Origin of the sequence: Serratia sp. N21D137 (genome assembly GCF_047530005.1) — a bacterium.
In the GTDB taxonomy this organism is placed as follows: domain Bacteria; phylum Pseudomonadota; class Gammaproteobacteria; order Enterobacterales; family Enterobacteriaceae; genus Chania; species Chania fonticola_B.
Genome location: NZ_JBLJAJ010000038.1, coordinates 13,088 through 37,982, shown reverse-complemented (window position 1 = coordinate 37,982; position 24,895 = coordinate 13,088). Strand labels below are relative to the sequence as shown.

Annotated in this window: 25 protein-coding genes; 3 read left to right on the top strand and 22 right to left on the bottom strand. The window is 55.0% G+C overall.

The window, feature by feature from the left end; translation table 11 throughout:
* Positions 1 to 151: 151 nt before the first annotated feature.
* On the bottom strand, positions 152 to 772 hold the full coding sequence (locus tag ACMV5H_RS22440; RefSeq protein WP_021179017.1) for a peptidylprolyl isomerase: 621 nt from the start codon (positions 770 to 772) through the stop codon (positions 152 to 154).
* Between the two features lie 340 nt (positions 773 to 1,112).
* On the opposite strand from ACMV5H_RS22440, the gene ACMV5H_RS22435 reads away from it, so the two are divergent.
* Complete coding sequence (locus ACMV5H_RS22435; protein WP_414822497.1) at positions 1,113 to 1,781, top strand: OapA family protein; 669 nt, start codon at positions 1,113 to 1,115, stop codon at positions 1,779 to 1,781.
* On the opposite strand, the gene ACMV5H_RS22430 is transcribed toward ACMV5H_RS22435, so the two are convergent.
* The 6 genes from ACMV5H_RS22430 to ACMV5H_RS22405 all read right to left on the bottom strand — a co-directional run bounded on the left by ACMV5H_RS22430 (position 1,778) and on the right by ACMV5H_RS22405 (position 3,986).
* Entirely contained in the window at positions 1,778 to 2,137 is a 360-nt protein-coding gene (locus ACMV5H_RS22430) for a DUF488 domain-containing protein (protein ID WP_021807544.1), read from the bottom strand. The genes ACMV5H_RS22435 and ACMV5H_RS22430 overlap by 4 nt on opposite strands.
* A 110-nt stretch (positions 2,138 to 2,247) precedes the next feature.
* Complete coding sequence (gene rplI / locus ACMV5H_RS22425) at positions 2,248 to 2,700, bottom strand: 50S ribosomal protein L9 (RefSeq protein ID WP_004933629.1); 453 nt, start codon at positions 2,698 to 2,700, stop codon at positions 2,248 to 2,250.
* Between the two features lie 39 nt (positions 2,701 to 2,739).
* Positions 2,740 to 2,967 (bottom strand): 30S ribosomal protein S18, encoded by a 228-nt coding sequence (gene rpsR, locus ACMV5H_RS22420; RefSeq protein ID WP_000135199.1) that lies wholly within the window; start codon positions 2,965 to 2,967, stop codon positions 2,740 to 2,742.
* A 4-nt stretch (positions 2,968 to 2,971) separates the two neighbouring features.
* Positions 2,972 to 3,289: a primosomal replication protein N gene (gene priB, locus ACMV5H_RS22415; protein ID WP_065684090.1), complete on the bottom strand. Its 318-nt coding sequence runs from the start codon at positions 3,287 to 3,289 to the stop codon at positions 2,972 to 2,974.
* Positions 3,290 to 3,297: 8 nt separating this feature from the next.
* Positions 3,298 to 3,696: a 30S ribosomal protein S6 gene (gene rpsF, locus ACMV5H_RS22410; RefSeq protein WP_004933634.1), complete on the bottom strand. Its 399-nt coding sequence runs from the start codon at positions 3,694 to 3,696 to the stop codon at positions 3,298 to 3,300.
* Between the two features lie 143 nt (positions 3,697 to 3,839).
* The gene (locus ACMV5H_RS22405) at positions 3,840 to 3,986 is read right to left on the bottom strand and encodes a hypothetical protein (RefSeq protein WP_179248722.1); all 147 of its coding nucleotides are present in this window, start codon (positions 3,984 to 3,986) and stop codon (positions 3,840 to 3,842) included.
* Positions 3,987 to 4,167: 181 nt separating this feature from the next.
* On the opposite strand from ACMV5H_RS22405, the gene ACMV5H_RS22400 reads away from it, so the two are divergent.
* Entirely contained in the window at positions 4,168 to 4,434 is a 267-nt protein-coding gene (locus ACMV5H_RS22400; protein ID WP_115159463.1) for a DUF1471 domain-containing protein, read from the top strand.
* 88 nt (positions 4,435 to 4,522) lie between these two features.
* Here the strand turns inward: ACMV5H_RS22400 and yjfP are convergent, their stop codons facing one another.
* Positions 4,523 to 5,275, bottom strand: a complete 753-nt coding sequence (yjfP, locus tag ACMV5H_RS22395) for an esterase (RefSeq protein WP_414822496.1) — start codon at positions 5,273 to 5,275, stop codon at positions 4,523 to 4,525.
* A gap of 99 nt (positions 5,276 to 5,374) precedes the next feature.
* Here yjfP and bsmA point away from each other — a divergent pair, with 99 nt between their 5' ends.
* A complete protein-coding gene (gene bsmA, locus ACMV5H_RS22390) occupies positions 5,375 to 5,683 on the top strand; it encodes a biofilm peroxide resistance protein BsmA (RefSeq protein ID WP_115159461.1) in 309 nt (102 codons plus the stop codon).
* A 65-nt stretch (positions 5,684 to 5,748) separates the two neighbouring features.
* On the opposite strand, the gene ACMV5H_RS22385 is transcribed toward bsmA, so the two are convergent.
* The 14 genes from ACMV5H_RS22385 to amiB form a co-directional block, all read right to left on the bottom strand.
* Positions 5,749 to 8,280 (bottom strand): filamentous hemagglutinin N-terminal domain-containing protein, encoded by a 2,532-nt coding sequence (locus ACMV5H_RS22385; RefSeq protein WP_414822495.1) that lies wholly within the window; start codon positions 8,278 to 8,280, stop codon positions 5,749 to 5,751.
* A gap of 393 nt (positions 8,281 to 8,673) precedes the next feature.
* Positions 8,674 to 10,302, bottom strand: a complete 1,629-nt coding sequence (locus tag ACMV5H_RS22380) for an isovaleryl-CoA dehydrogenase (protein WP_414822494.1) — start codon at positions 10,300 to 10,302, stop codon at positions 8,674 to 8,676.
* A 123-nt stretch (positions 10,303 to 10,425) separates the two neighbouring features.
* Complete coding sequence (gene rlmB / locus ACMV5H_RS22375; protein ID WP_021179009.1) at positions 10,426 to 11,157, bottom strand: 23S rRNA (guanosine(2251)-2'-O)-methyltransferase RlmB; 732 nt, start codon at positions 11,155 to 11,157, stop codon at positions 10,426 to 10,428.
* A 60-nt stretch (positions 11,158 to 11,217) separates the two neighbouring features.
* Positions 11,218 to 13,737: a ribonuclease R gene (gene rnr / locus ACMV5H_RS22370; RefSeq protein ID WP_414822493.1), complete on the bottom strand. Its 2,520-nt coding sequence runs from the start codon at positions 13,735 to 13,737 to the stop codon at positions 11,218 to 11,220.
* 59 nt (positions 13,738 to 13,796) lie between these two features.
* Complete coding sequence (gene nsrR / locus ACMV5H_RS22365) at positions 13,797 to 14,222, bottom strand: nitric oxide-sensing transcriptional repressor NsrR (RefSeq protein ID WP_024483339.1); 426 nt, start codon at positions 14,220 to 14,222, stop codon at positions 13,797 to 13,799.
* Positions 14,223 to 14,441: 219 nt separating this feature from the next.
* The gene (locus tag ACMV5H_RS22360) at positions 14,442 to 15,740 is read right to left on the bottom strand and encodes an adenylosuccinate synthase (RefSeq protein ID WP_115159458.1); all 1,299 of its coding nucleotides are present in this window, start codon (positions 15,738 to 15,740) and stop codon (positions 14,442 to 14,444) included.
* 97 nt (positions 15,741 to 15,837) lie between these two features.
* A complete protein-coding gene (locus ACMV5H_RS22355; RefSeq protein ID WP_021179005.1) occupies positions 15,838 to 16,038 on the bottom strand; it encodes a DUF2065 domain-containing protein in 201 nt (66 codons plus the stop codon).
* Positions 16,039 to 16,144: 106 nt separating this feature from the next.
* A complete protein-coding gene (hflC, locus tag ACMV5H_RS22350) occupies positions 16,145 to 17,155 on the bottom strand; it encodes a protease modulator HflC (protein WP_115159457.1) in 1,011 nt (336 codons plus the stop codon).
* A gap of 3 nt (positions 17,156 to 17,158) precedes the next feature.
* Positions 17,159 to 18,427 (bottom strand): FtsH protease activity modulator HflK, encoded by a 1,269-nt coding sequence (hflK, locus tag ACMV5H_RS22345; protein ID WP_115159456.1) that lies wholly within the window; start codon positions 18,425 to 18,427, stop codon positions 17,159 to 17,161.
* A gap of 92 nt (positions 18,428 to 18,519) precedes the next feature.
* Entirely contained in the window at positions 18,520 to 19,800 is a 1,281-nt protein-coding gene (gene hflX / locus ACMV5H_RS22340) for a ribosome rescue GTPase HflX (protein ID WP_021807555.1), read from the bottom strand.
* A 98-nt stretch (positions 19,801 to 19,898) separates the two neighbouring features.
* Complete coding sequence (hfq, locus tag ACMV5H_RS22335; RefSeq protein WP_021179001.1) at positions 19,899 to 20,210, bottom strand: RNA chaperone Hfq; 312 nt, start codon at positions 20,208 to 20,210, stop codon at positions 19,899 to 19,901.
* A gap of 113 nt (positions 20,211 to 20,323) precedes the next feature.
* Entirely contained in the window at positions 20,324 to 21,265 is a 942-nt protein-coding gene (gene miaA / locus ACMV5H_RS22330) for a tRNA (adenosine(37)-N6)-dimethylallyltransferase MiaA (protein ID WP_115159455.1), read from the bottom strand.
* Positions 21,258 to 23,120 (bottom strand): DNA mismatch repair endonuclease MutL, encoded by a 1,863-nt coding sequence (gene mutL, locus ACMV5H_RS22325; RefSeq protein ID WP_115159454.1) that lies wholly within the window; start codon positions 23,118 to 23,120, stop codon positions 21,258 to 21,260. The genes miaA and mutL overlap by 8 nt, the downstream gene beginning before the upstream one ends.
* Before the next feature lie 28 nt (positions 23,121 to 23,148).
* Positions 23,149 to 24,891, bottom strand: a complete 1,743-nt coding sequence (amiB, locus tag ACMV5H_RS22320; RefSeq protein ID WP_115159453.1) for an N-acetylmuramoyl-L-alanine amidase AmiB — start codon at positions 24,889 to 24,891, stop codon at positions 23,149 to 23,151.
* Positions 24,892 to 24,895 lie beyond the last annotated feature (4 nt).

The window sequence follows — 24,895 nt, the reverse complement described above, 5'->3', positions numbered from 1 at the left end:
AATGACATGGCAGATCTCTCATCCCACGGCATAAGCAACTCCACTCAGAAGTACTCATACCTATGTTGTAAGTGTCTACCATGTCCCCGAACAAGTGTTCATGATGTCCCCGGTCTGTACACTCCCAAAGGGAGAGGGAACATAACGCGGATTACAGAATTTCGAGCAACTCAACGTCAAACACCAGCGCGCTGAATGGCGGGATGGATGCGCCTGCCCCACGCTCGCCATAGGCCAGGTTGTGAGGGATATACAGCTGCCACTTGGAGCCAACCGGCATCAACGTCAGGGCTTCGATCCAGCCAGGGATCACACCGCTGACCGGGAACTCGGCAGGTTGACCACGTTCAACGGAGCTATCGAACACATCACCGTTGATCAGGCGGCCGGTGTAATGCACGCGCACGCGATCCTGCCGAGATGGGATTGGGCCATTGCCCTGCTCCAGCACGGAGAACTGCAGGCCAGACTCGGTCAGCGTCACTTCATCACGCTTGGCGTTATCTTCCAGGAACTTCTGGCCTTCAACGGCCATCGCCTGCTGGCGCTCAAGGCGTACAGCATCCGCACGTTCGTGGATTTCGCGCAGCGCACGATGAACCACATCTACCGGAACCGCCGGGGCATTCCCTTCCAGCGCGTCACGCAGGCCAGCCAGCAGAGCTTCTGGTTGTAAACCTTGCAGGCCGGACTCTTGCAGTTGCTGACCGACCTGTAAACCAATCCCGTAACTTGCTTGAGCTTCAACGCTATCAAAAGAAGGGGTTGTCATGGGGTTTTCCTTTAGTCTGTAAAAAGTCGAAAGCGCAGCATAACAGCGCGGCAAAGCCGGGTAAAATCTTGTGTGGAGAATGATGACTTTTGTCGTAGAAAAAGAAACAATAACCTACTGTTAACGTTTGGTGTCATTATTCTCTCGGCTACCAATCGTTTCAAACAGTTAGCGATTAGACCCAGTACGGCTCAAGGCCGGCACCGAAGTGGCGCAGTACAGAGACTATTCGGCCCTCAAGGTGCACAAGTGCACTGTGGTTTGAAACCATAGGGTATACTGGGGTCAGCGATACACTTTTTGTAAAGTGACAAATTTACGCAGTTGAAGAGAGGTCACCATGGGCAGAATCGCGCCCAGGAGAAGGAAAACCACCCGTGTCTACCAGCCATTGCTGCGCACCTGGCTGAACCTGAGCCAACGCCTGAAGCCTGGCCCGGCACCGGAAACGCCAGCAACCACCGATGAGCCGGACTCACCACCGCCACAACAAAGCGGTAAGGTTCAAAGGCTCAAAGCATTGCTGCTGAAAGTATGGCACCTGCCGGACAGCCTCCACTGGATGGAACCGCTGCCCTATTTTCACCGCCGTTGGGTAATTATTTTTGGTGCTATCCTGCTGCTGTCGCTGCTTTGGCCGTATTCCGACGATAACGCGCGCCCGTTCCCGGTCACCAGCCAGGAAAACCAGATCCCTTTGCAGGCTCAATTGCAAAACGATAGTCAGCAAACGGCAGGCGAAAGTGATAACTGGCAGCGTTATCAGATCCAGGCTGGCCAAACTCTGGCGCAGCTGTTCCGTGACAACAACCTGCCGGTGAACGAGGTGTTTGCCATGGCGCGGGTTGAGGGGAACGATAAGCCGCTCAGCAATCTGAAGGCCGGGCAAGAAGTGCGTATCGAACGTAATGCTAACGGCGTGATCACCGCGCTCTCCGTCACCACCGTGGATAACAGTGAAGCCCTGTTCCGCCGCCAGAGCGATGGCAGCTACCTGCGTGTTCTCTAATCTTTAAGCTGATCCAGCAGAAAATCACGCAGTACAACCCCCTGGTTGTGCTGTGTGTCCTTGCTGCCATACAGCAGGGTCAACGGCTCACCTTGCTTTAACAACGCCACCAGCGGCTGCCAGGCCTCATTGGCGACCAGCTGTTGGCGATAAAGCGCAACAAACTCATCCCACTGGTCGGTATGCTGATGAAACCACTGGCGTAACGCCGTATCCGGTGCCACCTGCTTAAGCCAGATGACGCCCTGCAATCTCTCCTTACTCACACCACGTGGCCATAGCCGGTCGGTCAGATAGCAGTGCTCCGGTGCCGGGCCGCTGAAATCGTAGACTCGCTGTAAGATAATTTCTGCCATTTTCGCCTCTCCTTGCCAACAGATGGCCTCAGAGTAGCGCGTTTTACCCGGCGCTGAAAAGCAAAACGCCAGCACTAGGCTGGCGTTTTAACTTGGTGTACTAAAGCCGATTAAGCTTCAGCAACCACAACTACATTCAGCTGTGCGAACACGTCGCTGTGTACCTGGAAGTGCACTTCGTGCTCACCAGTGGTACGCAGAACGCCGTTCGGCAGACGAACTTCGCTCTTGGCAACTTCAACGCCTGCCGCAGTGACTGCGTCAGCGATGTCGCGGGTGCCGATAGAGCCGAACAGTTTACCTTCGTCGCCTGATTTAGACGCGATGGTGACTGAACCCAGTTCGTTGATCTTGGTTGCGCGAGCTTCAGCAGCAGCCAGAACGTCAGCCAGTTTGGCTTCCAGTTCAGCACGGCGTGCTTCGAAGAACTCTACGTTTTTCTTGGTAGCAGGAACAGCTTTGCCCTGTGGTACCAGGAAGTTACGGGCATAACCCGCTTTAACGTTAACCTGATCACCCAGGCTGCCCAGGTTTGCTACTTTATCAAGCAGAATAACTTGCATTACCTTATCCTCTCAAAGTCGTTAATGGACAGTGGCCGATTACTGATGACGATCAGTGTACGGCAACAAAGACAGGTAGCGCGCGCGCTTGATAGCACGGGCCAGCTGGCGCTGATATTTTGCACGAGTACCGGTGATACGGCTCGGGACAATTTTACCACTTTCAGTGATGTAGTTTTTCAGCGTAGCGATGTCTTTATAGTCAATCTCTTGAACGCCTTCCGCGGTGAAACGGCAGAACTTGCGACGACGGAAATAACGTGCCATTTGGCTAGTCTCCAGAATCTATCAATTCAATCTGCTCGGCATGCAGGACCAATTTGTTCAGCCCGTTGCGCCCTTGATGGCAGCTAACGAAGCCTTGAACGGTAACCTGACTGCCGACCGTTAATCTTTGAGTTAAAGCTTGTGACTGTTGTCCGCTGACAACCACGGGCATTCGGCACCATGCTTGCCTGCTGAATCCGGCTTCCATCTGCGACGATCGGTGCTCAAGCACAAATTGGCAGTGGGGTATCCCGGAAGGACTCACTTTTCGCACCGGCGTCTTGCACACTGTGCCAGACAACACCAGACGATTAGCCGTCACGACAGCAATTACTCTTCAGAATCCCCAGCATCTGCATCATCTGCGGTTTCGTTAGCGAAGTCTTCGCGGCGATCGCCACGACGTTCGTCTTTCGCTTTAACCATCGGAGATGCTTCAGTTACCGCGTGCTTAACGCGCATAACCATGCTACGGATAACGGCGTCGTTGAAGCGGAAGTTAGTTTCCAGCTCATCGATCGCTTCCTGCGGAGCTTCAACGTTCAGCAGAACGTAGTGGGCTTTGTGCAGTTTATTGATCGGGTAAGCCAGTTGACGGCGGCCCCAGTCTTCCAGACGGTGAATCTGACCTTGCGCGTTAGTGATGGTAGCACTGTAACGCTCGATCATGCCCGGAACCTGTTCGCTTTGGTCAGGATGGACCATAAAAACGATTTCGTAATGACGCATCGAATTGCTCCTTACGGATTATTCAGCCTCCTGTCAGGGTCAACCGCGGCCCATGGAAGCAAGGAACGTGTGTATGTGTGCGGCTGAAAAATGACGCGTAATCATACCGGCGCAAGGGGGGGAACTCAAGGACTGAGTAGGATTTATTGAGGTTTATACGTAAAGCCACGAGAAATAGCACGATTTGCTGGCAGAGAAAGCGATGTACGTCGATCCATAGGTTTTAAAAATCCTGCAACAAAATCATCAGCCCACTGGAAATCATTATCATTTTTTTTGAATAAGGCCATCAAAATCTCCCCCTTTTTAATCCTGACTATCGGACTAAAGTTAAATTATCCGTCGCAGAAAGCGCAGCGATAAAGGGTTGCAGTTATTCAATACTGATAAATAACTTTTTGCTTAATGAGCAGTATATCGGCGGCGGGCCAAGTGACACGCCGCTGTAGCAAAGAGTTAAGAGAGGCACCTATGAAACGTATCACCATCGCTACCGCTATCGCGTTGCTGCTTTCCGCCAACGCTATGGCCGCCACTGAAATCACCGCTCATCAGGCCGCAGAACGGCAAAGCATTGGCTTCGTCAGCCTGACTCAGGAGGTGGTTTCACCCGACGACGCGACGTCACAAATCAACAAGATTGCCGATCAACGTGGCGCCACAGCTTACCGGATTGTTGCGCTACATGAGCCAGGCAGCACCGCGTCTATCCACGTCAGCGCAGAGCTTTATCGCTAACCGAAAATGCAGCGCCAGGGAACCCAGCCGCACCAAGAGGCGGTCAATCAATAACAGCCATGCCTTGGCCCCCTCCCTCGGGGGCTTTTTACAATGAATCCCTGAAGAAAGCGGCGGTCGCGTTCAACGCCCCAGGAGTAATGCGATGGCGTACCTCCGCTTCAGTGAGATAGGTCAACCCCCGATCCAGGCCGCGCTGGCGTAACTCACCGGCCAAGCGCTCACTCTCCAGCGCTGGCACCACATCATCGGTTTCACCATGCCATAGCATCAGTGGCCGCCCGGCAAAACTCTCCCAATGCTGTTCAACCTCATAAGAGGCCAAGGGCGCAAGGCGTGCCTTGAGCGCGGACGGCTCCAGCGGCTGGCCCTGCGCATCCAATGGCGGATACAGCGTCTGCGCCAGCGAGGTAAAGTAGCCCGACCCCATCAGGCTGGCGGCCGCTTTCACCCAAGGGTAACGGATAAAGGCACCCAAAGTGGTCATGCCCCCCATAGAAGCGCCCGCCGCGCCAATACGATCCCCGGCAATTAGCCCACGCTGCTCAAAGTGCGTTTTGAGCGCGGGTAACTCATCGACGTTACTTTTGAAGATTTCCCAGAAATGCGCCCGCCGCCGTGCTTCATCACCATCAAACCGCTCTCCGTGCATCGCACAATCGGGCAGCACCACACGGAAACCGACCTTGGCCAGCGCATAGGCAAAATAGGCGTACACCTCTTTCGATGAGGTATAGCCGTGATAGAAAAAGATCGTGGGTAACGGCTGTTCATAGCGCCCGGCCGGTACCGCATGGATCACCGCAACGTCACCCACCCGCTCATCATGGATCTCGATCATGTATTCCCCCTGTGGCTAATCTTCTCTATGATGGCAAAAATCGGACCGAAACCTTAGTCCAACCTATTCTACTCTATGCGAAAGAGTAATGAGGCCAGCATGGATCTTTCCCGCACGTTGATCACCCTATTGCTGTTTGGCTTGCTCTCTGGATGCAGCGTATTTAAAACCACGCCCAAACCCCCGCCACCGCCTACCGCTCAGGCACAGGAGATCACCCGCGCCCAAACCACCGAGCTGGAGAAAATGGGAACGATCAGCGCGCTGGTGCATGGCAGCCCGATGAACGTGGAAGCCGAGATCCAGCGCAAAGCTAACGCCAGCGGGGCACGCTATTACATGATCATCATGAACAGCGAAACCATCGTGCCGGGCCAGTGGTATTCACAGGCGATACTTTATCGGTAGCGCTGGCTCTGAGAGATAAGTAAAACGGGTGCCTGAATAGGCACCCCTAGAAGAGATTTTCGCGATTACTCTTTGATTACCGGCCCAGTGACATCACCGTTATTGGTGTATCTGCCCGTCAGGTTCAGTTTCACACCTTCCAGGCCGCCGATCACCGCGCCACGCCGGTTAGTAAGATTCTGGCTGTTGATCGTGGTGACCTTGTCGGACCATAATTGACCGCTGTTGGTCAATGCCCCGTTGACGCGAATACCCAGCCCCTCTTTACCGTGGACCAAGCCGCTGTTGGTAAAGGCTGAAGTTACTTCTACGCTACTGCTACCTGTAGAAGAAATCGTGCCATTGCCGTTATCCAGGCGGTTAGCCAGCAGTGACAGAGAAGCCACACTTGAAAGGGTGCCACGGTTGTTATCCACGTTGCCAGCATACTGCATGTTCAAGTTGCCGCCGCTGGCAGCAATCAGACCCCGACTGTTGTACACTCGGTTACCGGCTATGCTCAGAACGCCCATGCTGATAATGCCCCCCTGGGTATCTTCCGGCATATCGATATGCACGCCCATCACTCGACCAAAATTCTCACCATTACGGTTATAGAGAGTCACCGCCTTTATTTCTGCCGTCTTATCGGCAAAAATCAGACCTTCGTCATTGCGCAATGTGTCGGTATGCACATGAACTTCCTGCCCCGCCAACAAGCCCGCATTGTTGTTGACCGTGCTGGCGTACACCTCTGTGCTACCCAGCGCGCTACGGATCACGCCATAGTTGTTATTAAGGGCATTGTTGACGCGAACGTCATTGCCCTTGTCCAGGGTTAACCCACCCGTGCGGTTATCCAGGCTGTTTGCTCGCAGCAGCAGCTTACCCTCACCGCTAACACTACCATCCCGGTTGTCCATGGCGTTGATATTGGCGAGCTGGATATCCCCCATTGCAGAGATCTGCCCACTCTCGTTAAGCAGGTTACTGCCATTGGTGTTTACGTTCAGCATCTTGGTCGCTTGCAGACTACCGGTTCTATTGGTCAGTAGCCCACTGTTGATATCCAACGCTCCAGCCGACTCAATCAAGCCGTTGGTGTTATTGAGCGCAGCTTTGTTTGTCGTCAGCTTAAAATCGTCACCCGCGCTCATTTTGCCGTTAGCGCTATTGTTCAACGTACTGCTGGTAGACAGATTGACGTGATGTTGAGCCGCTATTTCGCCGCCACGGTTATCAAGCGTGCCGCCAACGGTCATCGACAGATCGGACAACGAAGAGCCAAAGGCAAAAATCTGCCCATTACGGTTATCCAGCGCACCGCTGATGATAGTGGAGTTACCACTGGTGGTGATCAAGCCATTGTTATTGTTCAACTGACCCGTTTTCAGGGTCATACCCAAGGTGCTGTAAATGCCGGTATCGTTATTGCGGCCAGTATTGGTCAGCAACTGCCCATGGGTATCGATAGTGACCTGTGAACTGGATTGCACCCTACCGTTGGTATTGTTCAATTGCCCACTATTGATGCTCACAGAGCCGATGGCGGCTATGTTGCCGTTGGTATTGGTAAGGCGGTTTTTATGGGTATCGATAGTGATACCGCCGTTCCCTCCGGTGATTTTCCCCCTGGTATTATTAATAGTGCCTGCGGTGTTCAGTTTGTTGGCGTGTGCGGCGGATAGGGTCCCTGAACGGTTATCCAGCACACCATTAACGTCCATCACCAGGTCTGAGGTGGAAGCCGCGATGGTACCGGCATTACGAACGCCCACTCCGCTTTCTGTCCCCACCAGGGTGATCTTGCCGGCATACATCCCCCCCAAAGCAGCAACGTCAATCCCGACACCAGGTCTGCCCAACGCCGAGGCCAGCGCAGTCGCCTGGGTATTGTCCGCATTGACGTTATTACGGCCAGTGGTCACTTTCAAATCCTTGGCCCAGACACCGGCATTAATCGCCACCGAACGGGCAATCAGATCGGTATAATTACTGTCGCCGCTGTTCAGGCCATTGCCATTAATAACAATGCTGCCCTTCTCCGTTTTATATCCCTGTATGGCACCATCGACAATCTGGGCAGTACCGGTGGTCAGCGTTGCTCTGCCAGCATTAATAAACCCGCATCCGCTACAGGTAATACCTGCCGGGTTGGCAATAATGACCTGAGCCTGCTGGCCTGCAACCTCCACCATGCCATTTAACACGCTGGCCCGATTAGAGTTGACCTCATTAAGGATCACCGAGGCTGCCCCACCGCTTAAATTCGCATTACCCGCAAGACTCCCCGCCAGTTGGCTATTCGCCCCGTCGACGCTGTTATTCAGCACAACGCCGTTTTTATCAACATTGAACTGGTTGAAGATATTATGTGAAACACCTCCTTTACCCGCAGCGTTGATATTCACCACGGTCGAACCATTCGCCCCGGCATTAACCGCAGGGCTAGAGGCCTGCCCGGCATCGGCAACGATTGCCGCATTAGCCACGGAAACGCAGCCAAAAGCCAGCAGCCCGGCAAAGTAGAGTGGCGAAAGGGTCATCCGCAAAGATGAATTGCTCTTTTCTTTACGTGCCGATAAATCGGTTGTGGATGAATGATAACTATATGTCATGCTGTTAATTCCTTTTAAAAAATAGGAAAGCCAGTGGATTGACCTGAACAAGCCGCCATAAAAAAGACTTTCCCAAATAAATAATTAGCGCAGATTGGCACTCACGAGCCGTGCTTAATCTCCATTACATTAAAAATGTAACATACAACCCGTTACCCACTCAGCCAATTAGTTAAGCAGAACCCAAAAAAGGGTATATCCCATGCATTAACGAGAATCATCCTTAAAATTACAGCAGAATACATCTTGGGCGCTCACACGAAATTAATATCATGCGGGATATTTCTATAATTAATCACTCGAGCTGAAGTCAGGCAGGAAATTATACATCCAATGCCATCAGCCTATTATCTGATGGCATTTCCCTCTAGACTATAAGCGACGAGTTCCTGTTTATCCCCCCATAGCCCGCTGGAGCAGCGTATCGCACACCTCAACAGGCAGCACTCTATCTCCACGATAATCCAGCGTTAAGTGGCACCAGGCTTCCCCAATTGGCGGGCTGGCATGCTGCAGCAGTTGGGCGGCACAGCACAGATCGAATAACTGCTGGGTTAACAAGCGCCCCATTTCTTCACGCGGCTGGAGCATACGCTGTTGCCATTGCCTCCAGGCGCGATCGAACAACCGGTTCTGCCCGCGTACCGGTAGCAACTCCTGTTGCAGCAACTCCAACGCACCAGGCAACTTATGCAGGCTGCGCATCACATCCAGGCACATGATGTTGCCCGAGCCTTCCCAAATGCTGTTTACCGGTGCTTCTCGATACAGACGCGGCAGCTCGCTGTCTTCGCAATAGCCGATCCCTCCCAGCACCTCCATGGCTTCCCCGATAAATGCCGCGCCTTGATGACAGATACTGTATTTTGCCGCCGGGGTCAGTAAGCGGCTGTAGACCACTTCGCCTTCATCCCCCCGGCTTTCCCAGGCTCGCGCCAAACGGAGCAGCAAAGCGATATGCCCCTCAAGCCGTAATGCCATACGGGCCAACACCTGCCGCATCAACGGCTGTTCAATAAGACATTTACCAAACGCCTGCCGTTGCAGAGCATGGTACAGCGCCACCGAAAGGCCGCGGCGCATCAGCCCATGGCTACCCAAAGCGCAATCGAAGCGGGTCATCCCCCCCATCTTGAGGATTTGCCTGACACCATCCCCTTCATCGCCCAATAACCAGGCCGTTGCGTCCTGAAACTCGGCTTCGCTACTGGCATTGGAACGGTTACCCAGCTTGTCTTTAAGCCGCTCCAGACGGATGGCGTTACGGGTACCGTCTGGCAGGAGCCGGGGCAGGAAGAAACAGGAAAGCCCTCCCTCCGCCTGTGCCAATACAAGATGCGCATCGCTTTGCGGCACCGAAAAGAACCATTTATGGCCCACCAGGCGATAGGCCTCTCCATTGCCTCGACTGGCGAGCGGTACGGCGGTGGTGGTATTACTCAGCACGTCCGAGCCACCCTGCTTTTCCGTCATCCCCATACCGATCAACAGCCCGCGCTTTTGTGCACCAGGGAGCAGATGAGGATCATAACGATCGGAAAGTAACGGGGATAACCAGGATTGATACTCTTTTGGCAGGGTACGCTGTAGCAGTGGGATAGCACCAAAGGTCATGGTGATTGGGCAGAGCGTACCGGCCTCCACCTGAGAATGCAACACAAAGCGGGCGGCACGGGCCACCAAGGAGCCAATACGGGCATCTTCCTGCCACGGCAGGTTATGCACCCGGTTAGCGACCAACCCCTGCATCAGGATGTGCCAGGCTGGATGAAAGCGCACGTCGTCCAGGCGTTGCCCGGTGGCGTCATAGCGCAGCAACTCCGGTGGGTTGGTATTGGCCAGCCGCCCCAACTCCAGTGACTCCTGTGTGCCTAACTGTTGCCCAAGCGAGGCCAGAACATCGCTATCCCAACCCGCCAACTCGCGCTGCAACGCTTCACGCAGCGGCGTATCTGACAGGAAAAGGTTGCTGTTCCCCAAGGGCTTGGGTTGGTTAAAGACGGTATGCGTAGTCCAGACCATGAGCTTGCTCCCTGATTAACGCTTCAGGGGTAATTATGGTCATTAGCCGGATTTCTGCCGCTGGCGGGATCACAAGATAGGAGATTAGAGGTAGGGGTGACAGGTTTCACCCCTATTAAATCATCAGCTGCGCTGGCGCACCGCTTCAAACAGACAGACACCGGTCGCTACCGAGACGTTCAACGAGGAAACCGTACCGGCCATCGGAATGCTGATCAGTTCGTCGCAATGTTCACGGGTCAAACGACGCATACCTTCACCTTCCGCGCCCATCACCAGCGCCATCGGGCCGGTCATTTTGCTTTGATACAGCGTGTGGTCGGCTTCACCCGCCGTGCCCACGATCCAGATATTCATCTCTTGCAGCAAACGCAGGGTACGAGCCAGGTTGGTGACGGTGATCAGTGGGACGTTCTCGGCCGCACCACAGGCCACTTTCTTCGCCGTTGCGTTCAGTTGAGCTGAGCGATCGCGTGGGACGATCACCGCATGGACACCGGCAGCATCGGCACTACGCAGACAAGCCCCCAGGTTATGGGGATCGGTAACGCCGTCCAGCACCAGCAGGAATGGTGTTTCAACGCTTTCCAGCAGCCCAGGCAGATCGTTCTCCTGATATTTCCGCCCTTCACGCACCCGCGCAATAATGCCCTGGTGGACGGCCCCTTCGACCTTCTCATCCAGCCATTGGCGGTTAGCCACCTGGATCACAATACCGGTCGCTTCCAGCTCGGCAATCAAAGGCTGCAAGCGACGATCGTCACGCCCCTTGAGAATAAACACTTCCAGGAAACGTTGTGGATCGTTGTCTAGCAGGGCTTTGACAGCGTGAATACCGTAGATAATTTCGCTCATGATGCTCTTTTAACTGTGCGGCCGGGGGTGACCCGGCCGGGGATAATAACGTGCGGCAGGTTAACCCTGCTCGGCACCTTTCTTCTTGCTGGCACGCTTGGCTTTGGTCGCGGCCGCTATCTTTTTGGTTTTGTCAGACGCTTTTTTGGCTTTCGCCTTCGGATCGGTTTTCGCTTTCGCCTTCGGGTCTGGCTTCACCTTGTCTGCGGGTTTGGCCTTGGCCCCCTCTTTTTTACGGAAGGCGCTGTCTGGCTCAAAGTTGGCAGGCGTCTTGCCGCCACGGCGTTTACGTTGAGCCTGACTACGGCCCGCTCCGGCACCGTCGCGCAGCGTACGCTGGCCGCCATTCTTGGCACGTTCGCGCTCGGTTTTGCCTTCACCACGCGGTTTGCGGGTGCTGGAAACCAGGGCGAAGTCGATCTTGCGTTCGTCCATATGCACGGCCTCAACGCGGATCTCCACCGTATCCCCCAGGCGATAAACCATGCCGGAAGATTCGCCGATCAGACGCTGGCCGATATTATCGTAGCGATAGTAATCGTTATCCAGCGTGGACACGTGTACCAGACCATCGATAAACAGATCGCTCAGGCGGACGAAGAAACCAAAGCCGGTGACGCTGGCAATAACGCCGCTAAACACTTCACCGACGTGATCCTGCATAAAGTCGCACTTCAGCCAGTCCGCCACGTTACGCGTAGCTTCATCGGCACGGCGCTCGGTCATCGAGCAGTGCATACCCAGTTGCAGCATCTCTTCCAGATCGCTGTGCCAGCCTCCGGTTGGCGTCCAACGCTCTTTCTGTTCACCTTGCTCTTTCGCCAGCACGTACTTGATGGCGCGATGCAACGACAGATCCGGGTAACGACGGATCGGCGAAGTAAAGTGGCCATAAGAGGCCAACGCCAGGCCGAAGTGACCACGGTTTTCCGGATCGTAGATCGCCTGTTTCATCGAACGCAGCAGCATGGTTTGCAGCATTTCGCGGTCCGGGCGTTCCGATACTTCGTCCATCAAAGTGGCGTAATCTTTTGGCTGCGGCTTCAGGCCTCCACCCAGGGTCAGGCCCAGTTCGCTCAACACGCTGCGCAATGCGGAAATGTGATCGTCGCTTGGGCGATCGTGCACGCGGAACAGCGCAGGTTCGTTATGCTTCTCAACAAAGCGTGCCGCAGCAACGTTCGCCATGATCATGCACTCTTCGATCAGTTTGTGCGCGTCATTACGTACCGTTGGCTCTACGCGCTCAATACGGCGTTCGGCGTTGAAGATAAACTTGGCTTCTTCGGTTTCGAAGGCGATACCACCGCGTTCGGCACGAGCCTGATCCAGCACTTTATACAGCGCATGCAGCTCCTGCAGGTGTTTGACCAACGGATGATACTGTTCGCGCAGCTCCTGATCGCCCTGCAAGATATGCCAGACCTTGGTGTAGGTTAAGCGCGCATGGGAGCTCATTACCGCTTCGTAGAATTTAAACGAAGACAGACGGCCCGATGCGGAGATCGTCATCTCACTCACCATACACAGGCGGTCGACCTGCGGGTTGAGCGAGCACAGGCCGTTGGAAAGCACTTCCGGCAGCATTGGTACCACTTCCGACGGGAAGTAGACTGAGGTGCCACGGCTACGGGCTTCGTCATCCAACGCCGTGCGAGGGCGCACATAGTAGCTGACATCTGCAATCGCGACCCACAGGCGCCAGCCGCCACCGCGTTTCTTCTCGCAGTACACGGCATCATCGAAATCGCGGGCATCTTCGCCATCAATGGTGACCAGCGGCAGGTGACGCAGATCCACACGCCCTTTCTTGGCGGCCTCCGGCACCTGCTCACTGAGGTCGGCAACCTGCTTCTCCACCTGAGGTGGCCAGGTATGCGGGATCTCATGGGTACGCAATGCGATATCCACCGCCATGCTGGTGCCCATTTTATCGCCCAGGATCTCGACGATTTTGCCCACGGCTTTGGTGCGGCGCGTTGGGCGCTGGGTCAGCTCGACCACCACCATAAAGCCCATCCGCGCTCCGCTGACCGAGTCGGCAGGGATCAGAATATCGAAGCTCAGGCGGCCGTCATCCGGCACCACGAAGCCGGTACCGGCATCGGTGAAGTAGCGACCAACAATCTGGCTGGTTTTAGGCACCAGGACGCGCACGATACGCGCTTCGCGGCGGCCTTTGCGGTCTTCGCCCAGCGGTTGAGCCAACACCACATCACCGTGGATGGCCATTTTCATTTGCTCGGCGGAGAGATAAAGGTCGTCTTTACGCCCTTCAACCCGCAAGAAGCCGAAGCCATCGCGGTGGCCGATCACCGTGCCACGCACCAGGTCCAGACGTTCCGGCAGGGCATAGCACTGGCGGCGGGTAAAGACCAACTGGCCATCACGTTCCATCGCACGCAGGCGACGGCGCAGGGCTTCCAGCGCTTCTTCGCCGGATAAGTTCAGTTCATTGCCCAACTCTTCGCGGCTGGCCGGCGTTTCACGTTTCGCTAAATGGGCCAGAATAAATTCGCGGCTAGGAATTGGGGATTCATATTTTTCTGCTTCTCGTTCCAGGAATGGATCTTGTGACATTGAGGTTCCTCCGTTGTCATCAGCAGGGTGTCGCTGAGCCTTGTCTTCTCAGTAACGCTTTATTCGACAAGCAAAAGCTTGTAGAGCGGTGAATTGTCTTCGACCATGTCGGCCAATGTGTGACTATCCAGCTCCTCAAGGAAATTCTTTACCGCCTGCTGGAGCACTTGCTTCAAACGGCAGGCTGGGGTGATATGACAAAAATCGCTGCTGCAGTTAACTAACGAAAGCGGCTCCAGCGCCCGCACCACGTCGCCAATACGGATGCTCTCAGCCGGTTTACCCAAGCGTATACCGCCGTTTTTACCCCGCACGGCGGTGACAAAGCCTTCACGGCTCAGCTGATTGATAATTTTTACCATATGGTTACGGGAAACCCCGTACACCTCCGTAACCTCAGAGATGCTGGTCATTTTGTCCGCAGGCAATGATGCCATATAGATCAATGCCCGTAGGCCATAGTCAGTAAAACTTGTTAACTGCACGTTTACCTCTGGGTATCTGCCGATTTTCGGCGATTTTCTTTACTATCTTATTGGATGATAAACCAGCCGGAGAGTTCGCAGCTAATTATTTAGCGCATAGGTGACTCTCAACCGGAGCAACGAAGGGATTTTGTGAGGTGAAAACGCCATCGGGGAGGATACATGAGGCAAACAAACCGGGACTTGGCCCGGTTTGTTTGATGACAGTAGGTAAACAGATTATGCGTCGAACGGATCGCGCAGGATCATGGTTTCGCTACGGTCTGGGCCAGTAGAGATGATATCTACCGGTACATCAGTCAGCTCTTCGATGCGTTTGATGTAGTTCAGCGCTGCCTGTGGCAGTTTGCTGTAGTCTTTCACACCAAACGTCGTTTCGCTCCAGCCCGGCATGGTTTCGTAGATTGGCTCGATACCTTCCCAACCTTCAGCAGCCAGCGGCGTGGTGGTCATTTCGCGGCCGTCCGGCATGCGATAGCCCACACAGATCTTCACTTCTTTCAGGCCGTCCAGCACGTCCAGCTTGGTCAGGCAGAAGCCAGACAGGGAGTTGATCTGCACGGCACGGCGAACGGCAACCGCATCCAGCCAGCCGGTACGACGGCGACGGCCAGTGGTAGCACCAAACTCATTACCCTGTTTGCACAGGTATTCGCCGGTTTCGTCGAACAGTTCGGTTGGGAACGGACCTGCACCTACACGGGTAGAATAGGCTTTCACGATGCCCAGCACGTAGTCCACGTAACGTGGGCCAATGCCAGAACCGGTTGCTACGCCACCCGCGGTGGTGTTGGAAGAAGTCACGTACGGATAAGTACCGTGGTCGATATCCAGCAGCGTACCCTGTGCACCTTCGAACATGATCAGATCGCCACGCTTGCGCGCACCGTCCAACAGTTCGGAGACGTCTACTACCATCCCGGTCAGGATATCGGCAATCGACAGCACATAGTCAAGGGTGGCCTGGTAATCGACGGCTTCTACTTTGTAGTAGTTAACCAGTTGGAAGTTATGGTAATCGATGATGTCTTTCAGCTTGGTAGCGAAGGTGGCTTTATCGAACAGGTCACCCACGCGCAGACCGCGACGGGCAACTTTGTCTTCGTAAGCCGGGCCGATACCACGGCCGGTGGTGCCGATGGCTTTGGCGCCACGCGCTTTCTCACGCGCATTATCCAGAGCGACGTGATAAGGCAGGATCAGCGGGCAGGCTTCAGACAGCAACAGACGTTCGCGTACCGGGATGCCGCGCGCTTCGAGTTCACCCATTTCCTTCATCAACGCGTCTGGCGCCAGAACCACACCGTTGCCGATGACGCTGGTCACGTTTTCACGCAGGATGCCTGAAGGAATTAAATGAAGAACGGTTTTTTCACCGTTGATAACCAGAGTGTGGCCAGCGTTATGGCCACCTTGGTAGCGCACAACATATTGAGCCCGTTCAGTCAGCAGGTCTACGACCTTACCCTTACCTTCGTCACCCCATTGGGTGCCCAGTACGACGACGTTCTTACCCATTTTAAAATCACCAGGTTGCTTAAAAATGGATTCTACCACCCTAATTCTTCAGTTTCAGCACTTTTAGCATACGATTGCGTACTTTTTCGGCTAAACTTTAAACCCCCGTGTGTGCACGCAACATGTAGTAGATCACACAGCCTGCAACCACTAATCCCCCACCAAAACGCCGCAGCGTAGCATCGGGTAGTTGCGACATTGTCTGAACCATTTTACGCCAAGCCTGTGGGAACAGCATCGGCCCCAGCCCTTCCAGCACCAAAACCAACCCAAGCGCCAGCCAGATTGTCGAATTCATCCTTCCCCCAAAAAAAGAAAGGCCCGCGTTTAAACGGGCCTTGGTTCTACCCCAGCTGTTTCAAACCATGGCCTGAAAGCTATCGGGGATCGTCATCATGCTGACGTTATCTGTTGCGCGTCGCAACCGGCGACTTCATGTAGCGGAAGAAATCGCTGTCCGGGCTCAGCACCAACACGTCCTGGTTACCTTCACCGAAGCTGGTTTCATAAGCACGCAGGCTACGGATGAAAGCATAGAAATCCGGATCCTGACTGAAGGCATCGGCAAACAGTTTAGCTGCTTCCGCATCGCCCGTACCGCGGGTAATACGTGCCTGACGTTCGGCTTCCGCGATGGTACGGGTCACTTCGTAGTCGGCAGTAGCCTTGAGCTTCTCAGCTTCTTCCTTACCTTGTGAACGGTGACGACGGGCTACCGCCTCACGCTCTGCACGCATGCGCTGGAAGATCGCGTCGGACACTTCCGCAGGCAGGTTGATCTGCTTGATACGGACGTCGACCACTTCAATACCCAGTGCTGCCATGCTGTTCGGGTTAACCGCTGGCTGTTTGCCAGTGGTTTCACGCTCAACACGGGCTGCGGCAGAAGCGATAGCGTCATCGGCTTCGGTAGCGGCGGCCTCTTCGCCGTCACCCACGGTACCGGTGTTCAGCGCATCACGCACGTCAGCCATCAGACGGCCACGGGAGTCGGTCACGATATCACGCACATCCAAACGGCCAATCTCGGAACGCAGACGGTCGTTAAACTTGCGTTTCAGCAGCAGTTCCGCCTGAGAAACGTCACCACCACCAGTGGCCAGATAGTAGCGGCTGAAATCACTGATACGCCATTTCAGGTAGGAGTCGACGATCAGGTCTTTCTTCTCGCTGGTCACGAAGCGATCGGCCTGGTTGTCCATGGTCTGGATACGAGCATCCAGCATTTTCACGGTTTCAATAAACGGGATCTTGAAGTGCAGACCCGGTGCATAAACCAGCGGTTTGTTTTCGCTGTCGCGCAGGACTTTACTGAAACGCAGCACGATGCCGCGCTCGCCTTCCTGAACCACAAACATTGAGGCGTAAAGGGCTACCAACACCACCGCGAGGATAACTATGAAAGACTTACGCATTGATTATTCTCTCCCTACGCGTGTGTTGTCGCTACGCTGCGCATTAGCCCGGCGTTGGTCCATGATGGAACCACTGCTGGAACTGTTGGTGCTCGCCTCCGATGAAGAAGTCGAGGCTGGCGCAGGGGCGAGAAGGTTCTGCCCGGCATCTTTGCTGCCTTCGCTTGCCGACTTACCGGCACCGCGCAGCATCTGATCCAGTGGCAGCACCATCAGATTGTTATTGCCTTTATTGTCTGCCACCAACACCTTACGGGTGTGGCTCAGCACTTTTTCCATGGTTTCGAGGTACAGACGCTCACGGGTAATTTCCGGTGCGGCTTTGTACTCCGGCAACAGCTTGGCGAAACGAGCAACCTCACCCTGGGCTTCCAGAACGGTCTGGGCCTGGTAGGCGCGCGCATTTTCCAGCAGGCGCTGTGCAGCACCGTTGGCACGCGGCTGGACTTCGTTGGCGTAAGCTTCTGCTTCACGAATGGATTGCTGCTCGTTCTCACGTGCGGCGATCGCATCATCAAACGCGGCTTTCACCTCTTCCGGCGGACGTGCAGCCTGGAAGTTGACGTCCAGCAGAGTGATACCCATTTTGTACGGACGGATGGTATCTTCCAGTACACGCTGAGTGTCGCTACGGACGATGGTACGGCCTTCGGTCAGGATCTTGTCCATGGTGTATTTACCGATAACACCACGCAATGCGCTGTCTGTCGCCTGTCTCAGGCTGTCGTTGGCATCGGTTACGCTGAACAGATAGGCTGCCGGATCGGAAACGCGGTACTGCACGTTCATCTCGACACGCACCACGTTCTCATCGGAAGTCAGCATCACACCGGACGCGGACAGGTCACGGACCGACTCCACGTTAACCGGGCGAACCTGATCGATAAACGTCGGTTTCCAGTTCAGACCTGGCTGCACCAGATGGCTGAATTTACCAAAGCGAGTGACTACACCACGCTCGGCTTCTTTGATGGTATAGAAACCGCTGGCGGCCCAGATCACCACCACCGCAACCGCAGCGATGCCGACAATCTTGCCACTGAATCCCGGCCCGATTGACCCCGTGCCACCGCCGTTATTGCCGTTGGAGCCTTTGCCACCGCCGGTCAGGCTGCTCAATTTCTTGCTCAGCTTGCGGAAGATATCGTCTAAATCCGGTGGCCCTTGATCGCGACCGCCTTTATTGTTACCGCCAGAGTTGCCGCCATTATTATTGCTGCTCCCCCACGGGTCGCGGTCCTGTCCGTTATTACCGGGCTGATTCCACGCCATGTTTTAGCTCCATTATTCTGTGATTGGGTACTTCAGGCTAATGCTTAGCCCACTCTTCTATTGAGCGGGCACACAAATGTAACAGGATATGATCATACGATAAAGTTAATCAGTTCCTGTTCCTGCTTGCAGAGGCGACGCCACTCCACGATCGGCATACGCACCACCACGCCGATACTGCCGTCCTCTTCATTCCACTCTTTTTCGATCGCCTGAAGCTGGTAGAAACGGCTACGAAGACGGCCTGCCTGTGGCGGTAAGCGCAGCTCAAAATGCGCGATTTCCCCCGATAAGCGCTCCGTCAACGCCTGAAATAGCAACGGGATACCTTCACCGCTGGCGGCGGACAGCCACACTCGGATCGGTAAATTTTCCTCGTTGCGATCGATACGCGGGACAAAATCATCCAGCATATCTATTTTGTTCATCACTAACAGTGTAGGGATCTCATCCGACTCAATCTCTGCCAACACGGAGTTCACCGCTTCAATGTTTTCATCCACCCGGGTATCCGCAGCGTCGATCACATGTAACAACAGAGAGGCCTGGCGCGTCTCTTGCAGTGTCGCTTTGAACGCGGCAACAAGATCGTGCGGCAAGTGCCGGATAAAGCCTACGGTATCCGCCAACACGGTATCGCCTACGTCCGCCACGTCAATACGCCGCAGGGTAGGATCCAGGGTGGCAAATAGCTGGTCCGCCACATACACTCCGGCAGACGTAATTCGGTTAAACAGGGTTGATTTGCCTGCGTTGGTGTAACCCACCAGCGATACGGTTGGCACATCGGCACGGGTCCGCGCTCGTCGCCCTTGATCGCGCTGCTTCTCTACGCGCTCAAGGCGGCGCAGAATCAGACTGATGCGATCGCGTAGCAGACGACGGTCAGTTTCTAACTGAGTCTCCCCCGGCCCGCGTAGGCCAATCCCCCCTTTCTGACGTTCAAGGTGAGTCCAACCACGAACCAGACGAGTGGCAATATGACGCAATTGCGCCAACTCTACCTGCAGCTTACCTTCATGGGTACGGGCACGCTGGGCAAAGATGTCGAGAATCAACCCGGTGCGATCGATCACCCGGCATTCACACAGGCGTTCGAGATTTCTCTCCTGCGCTGCGGAAAGGGCGTGATCAAACAGGACAACAGACGCGCCGCTGGCTTTCACCGCATCTGCAATTTCTTCGGCCTTTCCTTCACCGACAAAGTATTTTGGGTGAGGTGCTTTGCGGCTACCAGTAACCACTTGCAAAGCCTCAACGCCCGCAGAGGACACCAGCGATTCGAACTCACTGAGATCTTCTGTATCTTTGTCTTGCGAGAAATAGATATGAACCAGGACGGCCTGCTCACCGGCTTCATAACGGTCAAACAAGCGTGCAACCTCTCAAACGGAACAAAACCGCGAGTTTGGGGGACATAAACAGCACTGCGCTGCTTATGCTCCCCGTCATGGTTGACTCGCAACGCGCTTTATTCAGCGTCATCGCTTTCCTGCTGCGGCTGTTGCGGCGCAGACGGGTTGTTACCATGGTGATAATTGCTGGTGCCGCCGCTGCTCGGGGTGTTGCTGTGGTGCGATACCGGGCGCGATGGAACAACGGTAGAGATAGCGTGCTTATAAACCATCTGGCTCACCGTGTTCTTCAACAGGATGACAAACTGGTCAAAAGACTCAATCTGGCCTTGCAGCTTAATACCATTGACCAAATAAATAGAAACCGGAACACGTTCACGACGCAATGCGTTCAGGAACGGATCTTGCAAAGATTGCCCCTTAGCCATTCTATCTTTTCCTTATTTGTTTGTTGTTTTTAACCAAGAACCTGTCGGCTCAAAATAAACGACCTAAAAAATTTGCGCGCTGAATACTCATCAATTGTACACAATCACTCAACCTATGCACTAACAACCTGTGTTACCGAGTCTAAAGCCTCTCCCGGCTTTTCACTGTCCAACCACCGAGCCGACTCCCAACCCCGTAACCAGGTCATCTGGCGTTTGGCCAACTGACGTGTTGCGCAAATACCTCGAAAAACCATCTCATCGTAACTAATCTCGCCAGAAAAATATGACCACATCTGGCGATAACCGACACAGCGAATGGAAGGCAAATCCGTATGCAAATCACCCCGTGCAAAAAGTGCACGCGCTTCCGCCTCAAAACCCGCCGCCAACATCTGATTGAACCGCAGCTCGATACGTTGATGCAACAACTCCCGGCTGACTGGCGCTATCGCAAATTGGTGAACATGATACGGTAACGATTCACCCGAAATTTTAGTCAGTTCAGTTAAAGTTTTACCCGAAATCAAAAAAACTTCCAGTGCTCTGGAGAGTCTCTGTGGATCATTCGGATGAATACGTAAGGCCGCAACCGGGTCTATCGCCTGCAATTGGCGGTGCAAAGCCTCCCAACCAAGCTCCGCCGCCTGCTGCTCAATCCGCTCGCGTACTGCGGGATCGGCAGAGGGTAATGGCGATAACCCTTCCAGTAACGCCTTAAAATAAAGCATTGTGCCCCCCACCAACAGCGGAATACGTCCGGTGGCAGTAATATCAGCCATTTCCCGCAACGCATCGGCACGAAAATCGGCCGCCGAGTACGCTTGCGCAGGATCGCGGATATCAATCAACCGGTGTGGTGCCTGGGCAAGCTCTTCCGCCGAAGGCTTGGCGGTTCCAATATCCATACCGCGATAAATCAGGGCGGAATCGACACTGATCAGTTCGACGGGCAAGCGCTCACGCAGCGCCATCGCCAAGGCGGTTTTGCCTGAGGCCGTTGGCCCCATGATAAAAATGGCTGGGGGACGAGAGTTCATTTCAATTTCAGTCATGCTTAAGCGCTGCCAATGCAGCCTGCAAATCAACGGGTTGTAAAAGAGCGGCAGGAGGGGATTTGACCAGTTGCGGGCAAAGTCGTTCAACTTCTGTCAACAATTGTATCGCTTGCGAGCTGTTCCACACTTCGTGTTCGCTGCCTAATTGGCTGGCGATCCAGATGGATAGCACCGTTGGCGACATCTCCTGATGTTCAGCCAGATAGCCTAACAGCTCGGGTATCAACTTTTGTAAATTTTGTTGGCGTAATGGTAAAGGTACTGCGCGCAACGTCACACGACCGTGATCGGATTGCAGCTCCAACCCCATTTTGACCAGCAGTGCCTGATGTTGCACGCAGGCGGCCGCTTCATTTTTATTCAACGTCAGCTTAATCGGGATCAGCAGCGGCTGCGGCCGTAATCCCTCTTCCGGCGGGCAAAGCTGCGCCTGACGCAGCCAACGTTCGGCCATGGTCAGATTCAGTAACGCCAACTGCTGACGCTGTTCAACCAGCGCATAGCTCGGCGGGCAAATCATCAGAACGCGGCCAAAACTGTGCTGACTACCAGCGAGCGGGGTTTCCTGCACGGCGTTAACCGGCGGGAACAGCGGCTGTTTTACCGTATCTGCTGGCGGTGTCGCCTGCAACAGCTTGCCATACAGCTCGCCTTCACGCTTTTGGTAACCCGCACCGGCCTGATAGGCTGGCTGCGGGGCTCGTTCACGGGCAGCGGAGGGCTCTGCAGGCTGATGTTCACGCTGTGGCGCAGGCTGGGAGAAGTGGTTGCCACCGGCAGCAACGCGGTTCTCCGGCTGCCAGACGGGAGCCTCCTGCGCAGCGGACTCTTCAGCCAATGGCAGCGCGACATTACCCGCCTGCTGCAACACCGTGGTAACCGCCTGGTAGATAAAATCATGTACCAGCCGAGCCTGATGAAAACGCACCTCATGCTTGGCCGGATGAACGTTGACATCTACCTGATGCGGATCCACTTCCAGATACAGCACATAGGCAGGCAGTTGATCGTCTTTCAACTGATCCTGATACGCCTGACGAATGGCATGATTAATCAGCCGATCGCGCATCATCCGGCTGTTGACGTAGCAATACTGCATTTCGCCAAGCTGGCGTGCCCCTTGCGGATCCGCCACCCAGCCGCGGATGCTGAGATCGCCATGCTGCCAGGAAATCGCCAACGCATGCTGCAAGAAGGCCGGGCCACAAATGCTGGCCAGACGCCGCTCATGCTGGCTTTCTTCTTTTGCCGCGCGGTACTGACGCATCAGCTTGCCGTTATGGCTGAGGTTGATCGCCACATCGAAACGCGCCAGCGCAATGCGCCGCACTACTTCGTCGATATGGCCAAATTCGGTTTTTTCGGTGCGCATGAATTTGCGCCGTGCGGGGGTGTTGTAAAACAGATCGAGTACTTCGAGCGTGCTGCCCACCGGATGAGCTGCCGGTTTGACGGTGACCGCCTGATCGCGCCCTTCCGCGTAGGCTTGCCAGGCTTCGCTCTGTTCCGCCGTGCGTGAAGTCAACATCAGGCGTGACACCGAGCTGATACTGGCCAAGGCTTCGCCGCGAAAGCCCAGGCTGACTATGGCCTCCAGATCGTCAAGCGTACTGATTTTACTGGTGGCATGGCGCGCCAGGGCCAAGGCCAAGTCGGCTTTGGCAATGCCGCAGCCGTTATCACGGATACGGATCAGTTTGGCCCCGCCGCGTTCGATATCAATATCAATCCGCGTTGCCCCGGCATCCAGGCTGTTTTCTACCAGCTCTTTCACTACCGACGCAGGCCGTTCGACCACTTCTCCGGCGGCAATCTGGTTGGCTAGCTGTGGCGGTAACACCTGGATAGGCATGGGGCTCCCTCTGTTGTTGGCATCAGGCCTACGGAATGATCAGCGTCCGATCCAGCGGCGCAACATCCGACTTTAATTTGTTAACCCGTTTAAGCTCGCTGACGCTGACGCCATATTTCACGGCGATGGATGACAGCGTATCACCGCGAGCCACCTTATGTTTGCTCGGTTTAGCGCTTTTTGCCTTGGACTTGGCCTGAGCCGGTGCTGCCGCCGTTTTCCCGGCAGGAACCTTCAGACGCTGGCCAACCCAGACGCCATCTTTTTTCAGTTTGTTCAGCTCACGTAGCGCCGCCATGCTGGTGCCATAACTATCGGCAATGCCGGAAAGCGTTTCCGCCCGCTTCACCACATGGATCTGCGTTTTTCCTACGCTGGCGCTGCTTCTGGCCGGGCTGGTCACCGGCTCAGGCTGTCTGAGATCGTCTGTCGTGGAGTTAACCGCCGCTGCGACGTCCAGCGGGCGGTTTTCCACCTTTGGGTCGGCTTGTAGCGGATGCGCCAGGAAATAACTGCGCAGGCCATTGTGGATCGCCCGTGCAATTTTATCCTGATATGCGCTACTGCCCAGCAGTCGCTCCTCCGTGCTATTACTGATAAACCCGGTTTCCACCAGTAAAGATGGAATATCCGGTGAACGCAGCACTCCCAGGCTGGCGTGTTCCGGACGGCGTTTGTGCAATGAACCTACGACCTGTAACTGCTGTAATACCTTGACGGCTACGTCATAACCGACGCGCTGCGAATGACCGAACTGCAGATCCAGCACCGCCTGACTCAGATAAGGGTCGGCCTGGCTATTGGCCAACAGATCGCCCGCACCGCCCAGCAGTTCGGACTGTTTCTCGTGCTGTTCCAACCAACCGGCCATCTCGCTGTTAGCCCGGCGATTGGACAATACCCAAACCGAAGCCCCTTTGGCGCTACGATTCGGCGCGGCATCCGCGTGGATGGACACCAACACGTTGGCCCCCTGCTTGCGCGCCACATCAGAACGGCCCATCACCGAAATAAAGTAATCCCCGTTACGCGTCATCACCGCTTTGAACATCGGATCGGCATCCAACAACGCACGCAGACGATGCGCGATAGCAATGGTGACGTTTTTCTCTTTCAGACCGTTTGGCCCGATAGCGCCAGGATCCTGTCCACCATGGCCGGCGTCGATCGCCACCACCACCCGATCGCCAGAACCGGCGGACACCCGGCTGCTACGTGGGGTAATGCTGGTTGCCGTGCCTGATACCGCAGCCGACTTCGGAGTAAATGGATTGGCGCTACTTGACGTGACTGGCGCCTTACGCACTGGCTCACTCACCACCGGCACAGGCACAGGAACTGGTGCCTTACGAACGGTGTTAGTCGCCGTCCTGGCTTCTGAGGTGATGGTGAAGACGACGATGTAACTGTTACCCTCTTGACGCGTCGCTACACGGGTTTTGGCACGTTGGGTTAAATCAAACACCAAGCGTACGCTTTGCGCATTTTTCGGCTGACTGGAACGAATTCTTTTTACCAGGTTCTGGCCGCTGAAGTTCAACGGTAGGCCGCCCACCTTGCCAGTTTGGGTAACGTCCAGCACCACCCGATCCGGGCCATGTAACGTGGCGAAGGTATACTCCGGAGGGCCAGTAAAGCTCACTGACACCGTGGCTTCACGCTGAGCATTGGTCACTTTGACGTCGGAGAGGGACGATGCCGCCCAGGCACCAAACGGCCCCAGCAGCGCAAGCAAGGCAATTACAGCAAATCTTCTTAACCCATACATCATTGCT

Excerpts from the sequence above, each read along its gene's own strand:
- ACMV5H_RS22440 (WP_021179017.1), bottom strand. The coding sequence starts at position 772 with ATGACAACCCCTTCTTTTGATAGCGTTGAAGCTCAAGCAAGTTACGGG.
- ACMV5H_RS22435 (WP_414822497.1), top strand. The coding sequence starts at position 1,113 with ATGGGCAGAATCGCGCCCAGGAGAAGGAAAACCACCCGTGTCTACCAG.
- ACMV5H_RS22430 (WP_021807544.1), bottom strand. The coding sequence starts at position 2,137 with ATGGCAGAAATTATCTTACAGCGAGTCTACGATTTCAGCGGCCCGGCA.
- rplI (WP_004933629.1), bottom strand. The coding sequence starts at position 2,700 with ATGCAAGTTATTCTGCTTGATAAAGTAGCAAACCTGGGCAGCCTGGGT.
- rpsR (WP_000135199.1), bottom strand. The coding sequence starts at position 2,967 with ATGGCACGTTATTTCCGTCGTCGCAAGTTCTGCCGTTTCACCGCGGAA.
- rpsF (WP_004933634.1), bottom strand. The coding sequence starts at position 3,696 with ATGCGTCATTACGAAATCGTTTTTATGGTCCATCCTGACCAAAGCGAA.
- ACMV5H_RS22405 (WP_179248722.1), bottom strand. The coding sequence starts at position 3,986 with ATGGCCTTATTCAAAAAAAATGATAATGATTTCCAGTGGGCTGATGAT.
- ACMV5H_RS22400 (WP_115159463.1), top strand. The coding sequence starts at position 4,168 with ATGAAACGTATCACCATCGCTACCGCTATCGCGTTGCTGCTTTCCGCC.
- yjfP (WP_414822496.1), bottom strand. The coding sequence starts at position 5,275 with ATGATCGAGATCCATGATGAGCGGGTGGGTGACGTTGCGGTGATCCAT.
- bsmA (WP_115159461.1), top strand. The coding sequence starts at position 5,375 with ATGGATCTTTCCCGCACGTTGATCACCCTATTGCTGTTTGGCTTGCTC.
- ACMV5H_RS22385 (WP_414822495.1), bottom strand. The coding sequence starts at position 8,280 with ATGACATATAGTTATCATTCATCCACAACCGATTTATCGGCACGTAAA.
- ACMV5H_RS22380 (WP_414822494.1), bottom strand. The coding sequence starts at position 10,302 with ATGGTCTGGACTACGCATACCGTCTTTAACCAACCCAAGCCCTTGGGG.
- rlmB (WP_021179009.1), bottom strand. The coding sequence starts at position 11,157 with ATGAGCGAAATTATCTACGGTATTCACGCTGTCAAAGCCCTGCTAGAC.
- rnr (WP_414822493.1), bottom strand. The coding sequence starts at position 13,737 with ATGTCACAAGATCCATTCCTGGAACGAGAAGCAGAAAAATATGAATCC.
- ACMV5H_RS22360 (WP_115159458.1), bottom strand. The coding sequence starts at position 15,740 with ATGGGTAAGAACGTCGTCGTACTGGGCACCCAATGGGGTGACGAAGGT.
- ACMV5H_RS22355 (WP_021179005.1), bottom strand. The coding sequence starts at position 16,038 with ATGAATTCGACAATCTGGCTGGCGCTTGGGTTGGTTTTGGTGCTGGAA.
- hflC (WP_115159457.1), bottom strand. The coding sequence starts at position 17,155 with ATGCGTAAGTCTTTCATAGTTATCCTCGCGGTGGTGTTGGTAGCCCTT.
- hflK (WP_115159456.1), bottom strand. The coding sequence starts at position 18,427 with ATGGCGTGGAATCAGCCCGGTAATAACGGACAGGACCGCGACCCGTGG.
- hfq (WP_021179001.1), bottom strand. The coding sequence starts at position 20,210 with ATGGCTAAGGGGCAATCTTTGCAAGATCCGTTCCTGAACGCATTGCGT.
- miaA (WP_115159455.1), bottom strand. The coding sequence starts at position 21,265 with ATGACTGAAATTGAAATGAACTCTCGTCCCCCAGCCATTTTTATCATG.
- mutL (WP_115159454.1), bottom strand. The coding sequence starts at position 23,120 with ATGCCTATCCAGGTGTTACCGCCACAGCTAGCCAACCAGATTGCCGCC.
- amiB (WP_115159453.1), bottom strand. The coding sequence starts at position 24,891 with ATGATGTATGGGTTAAGAAGATTTGCTGTAATTGCCTTGCTTGCGCTG.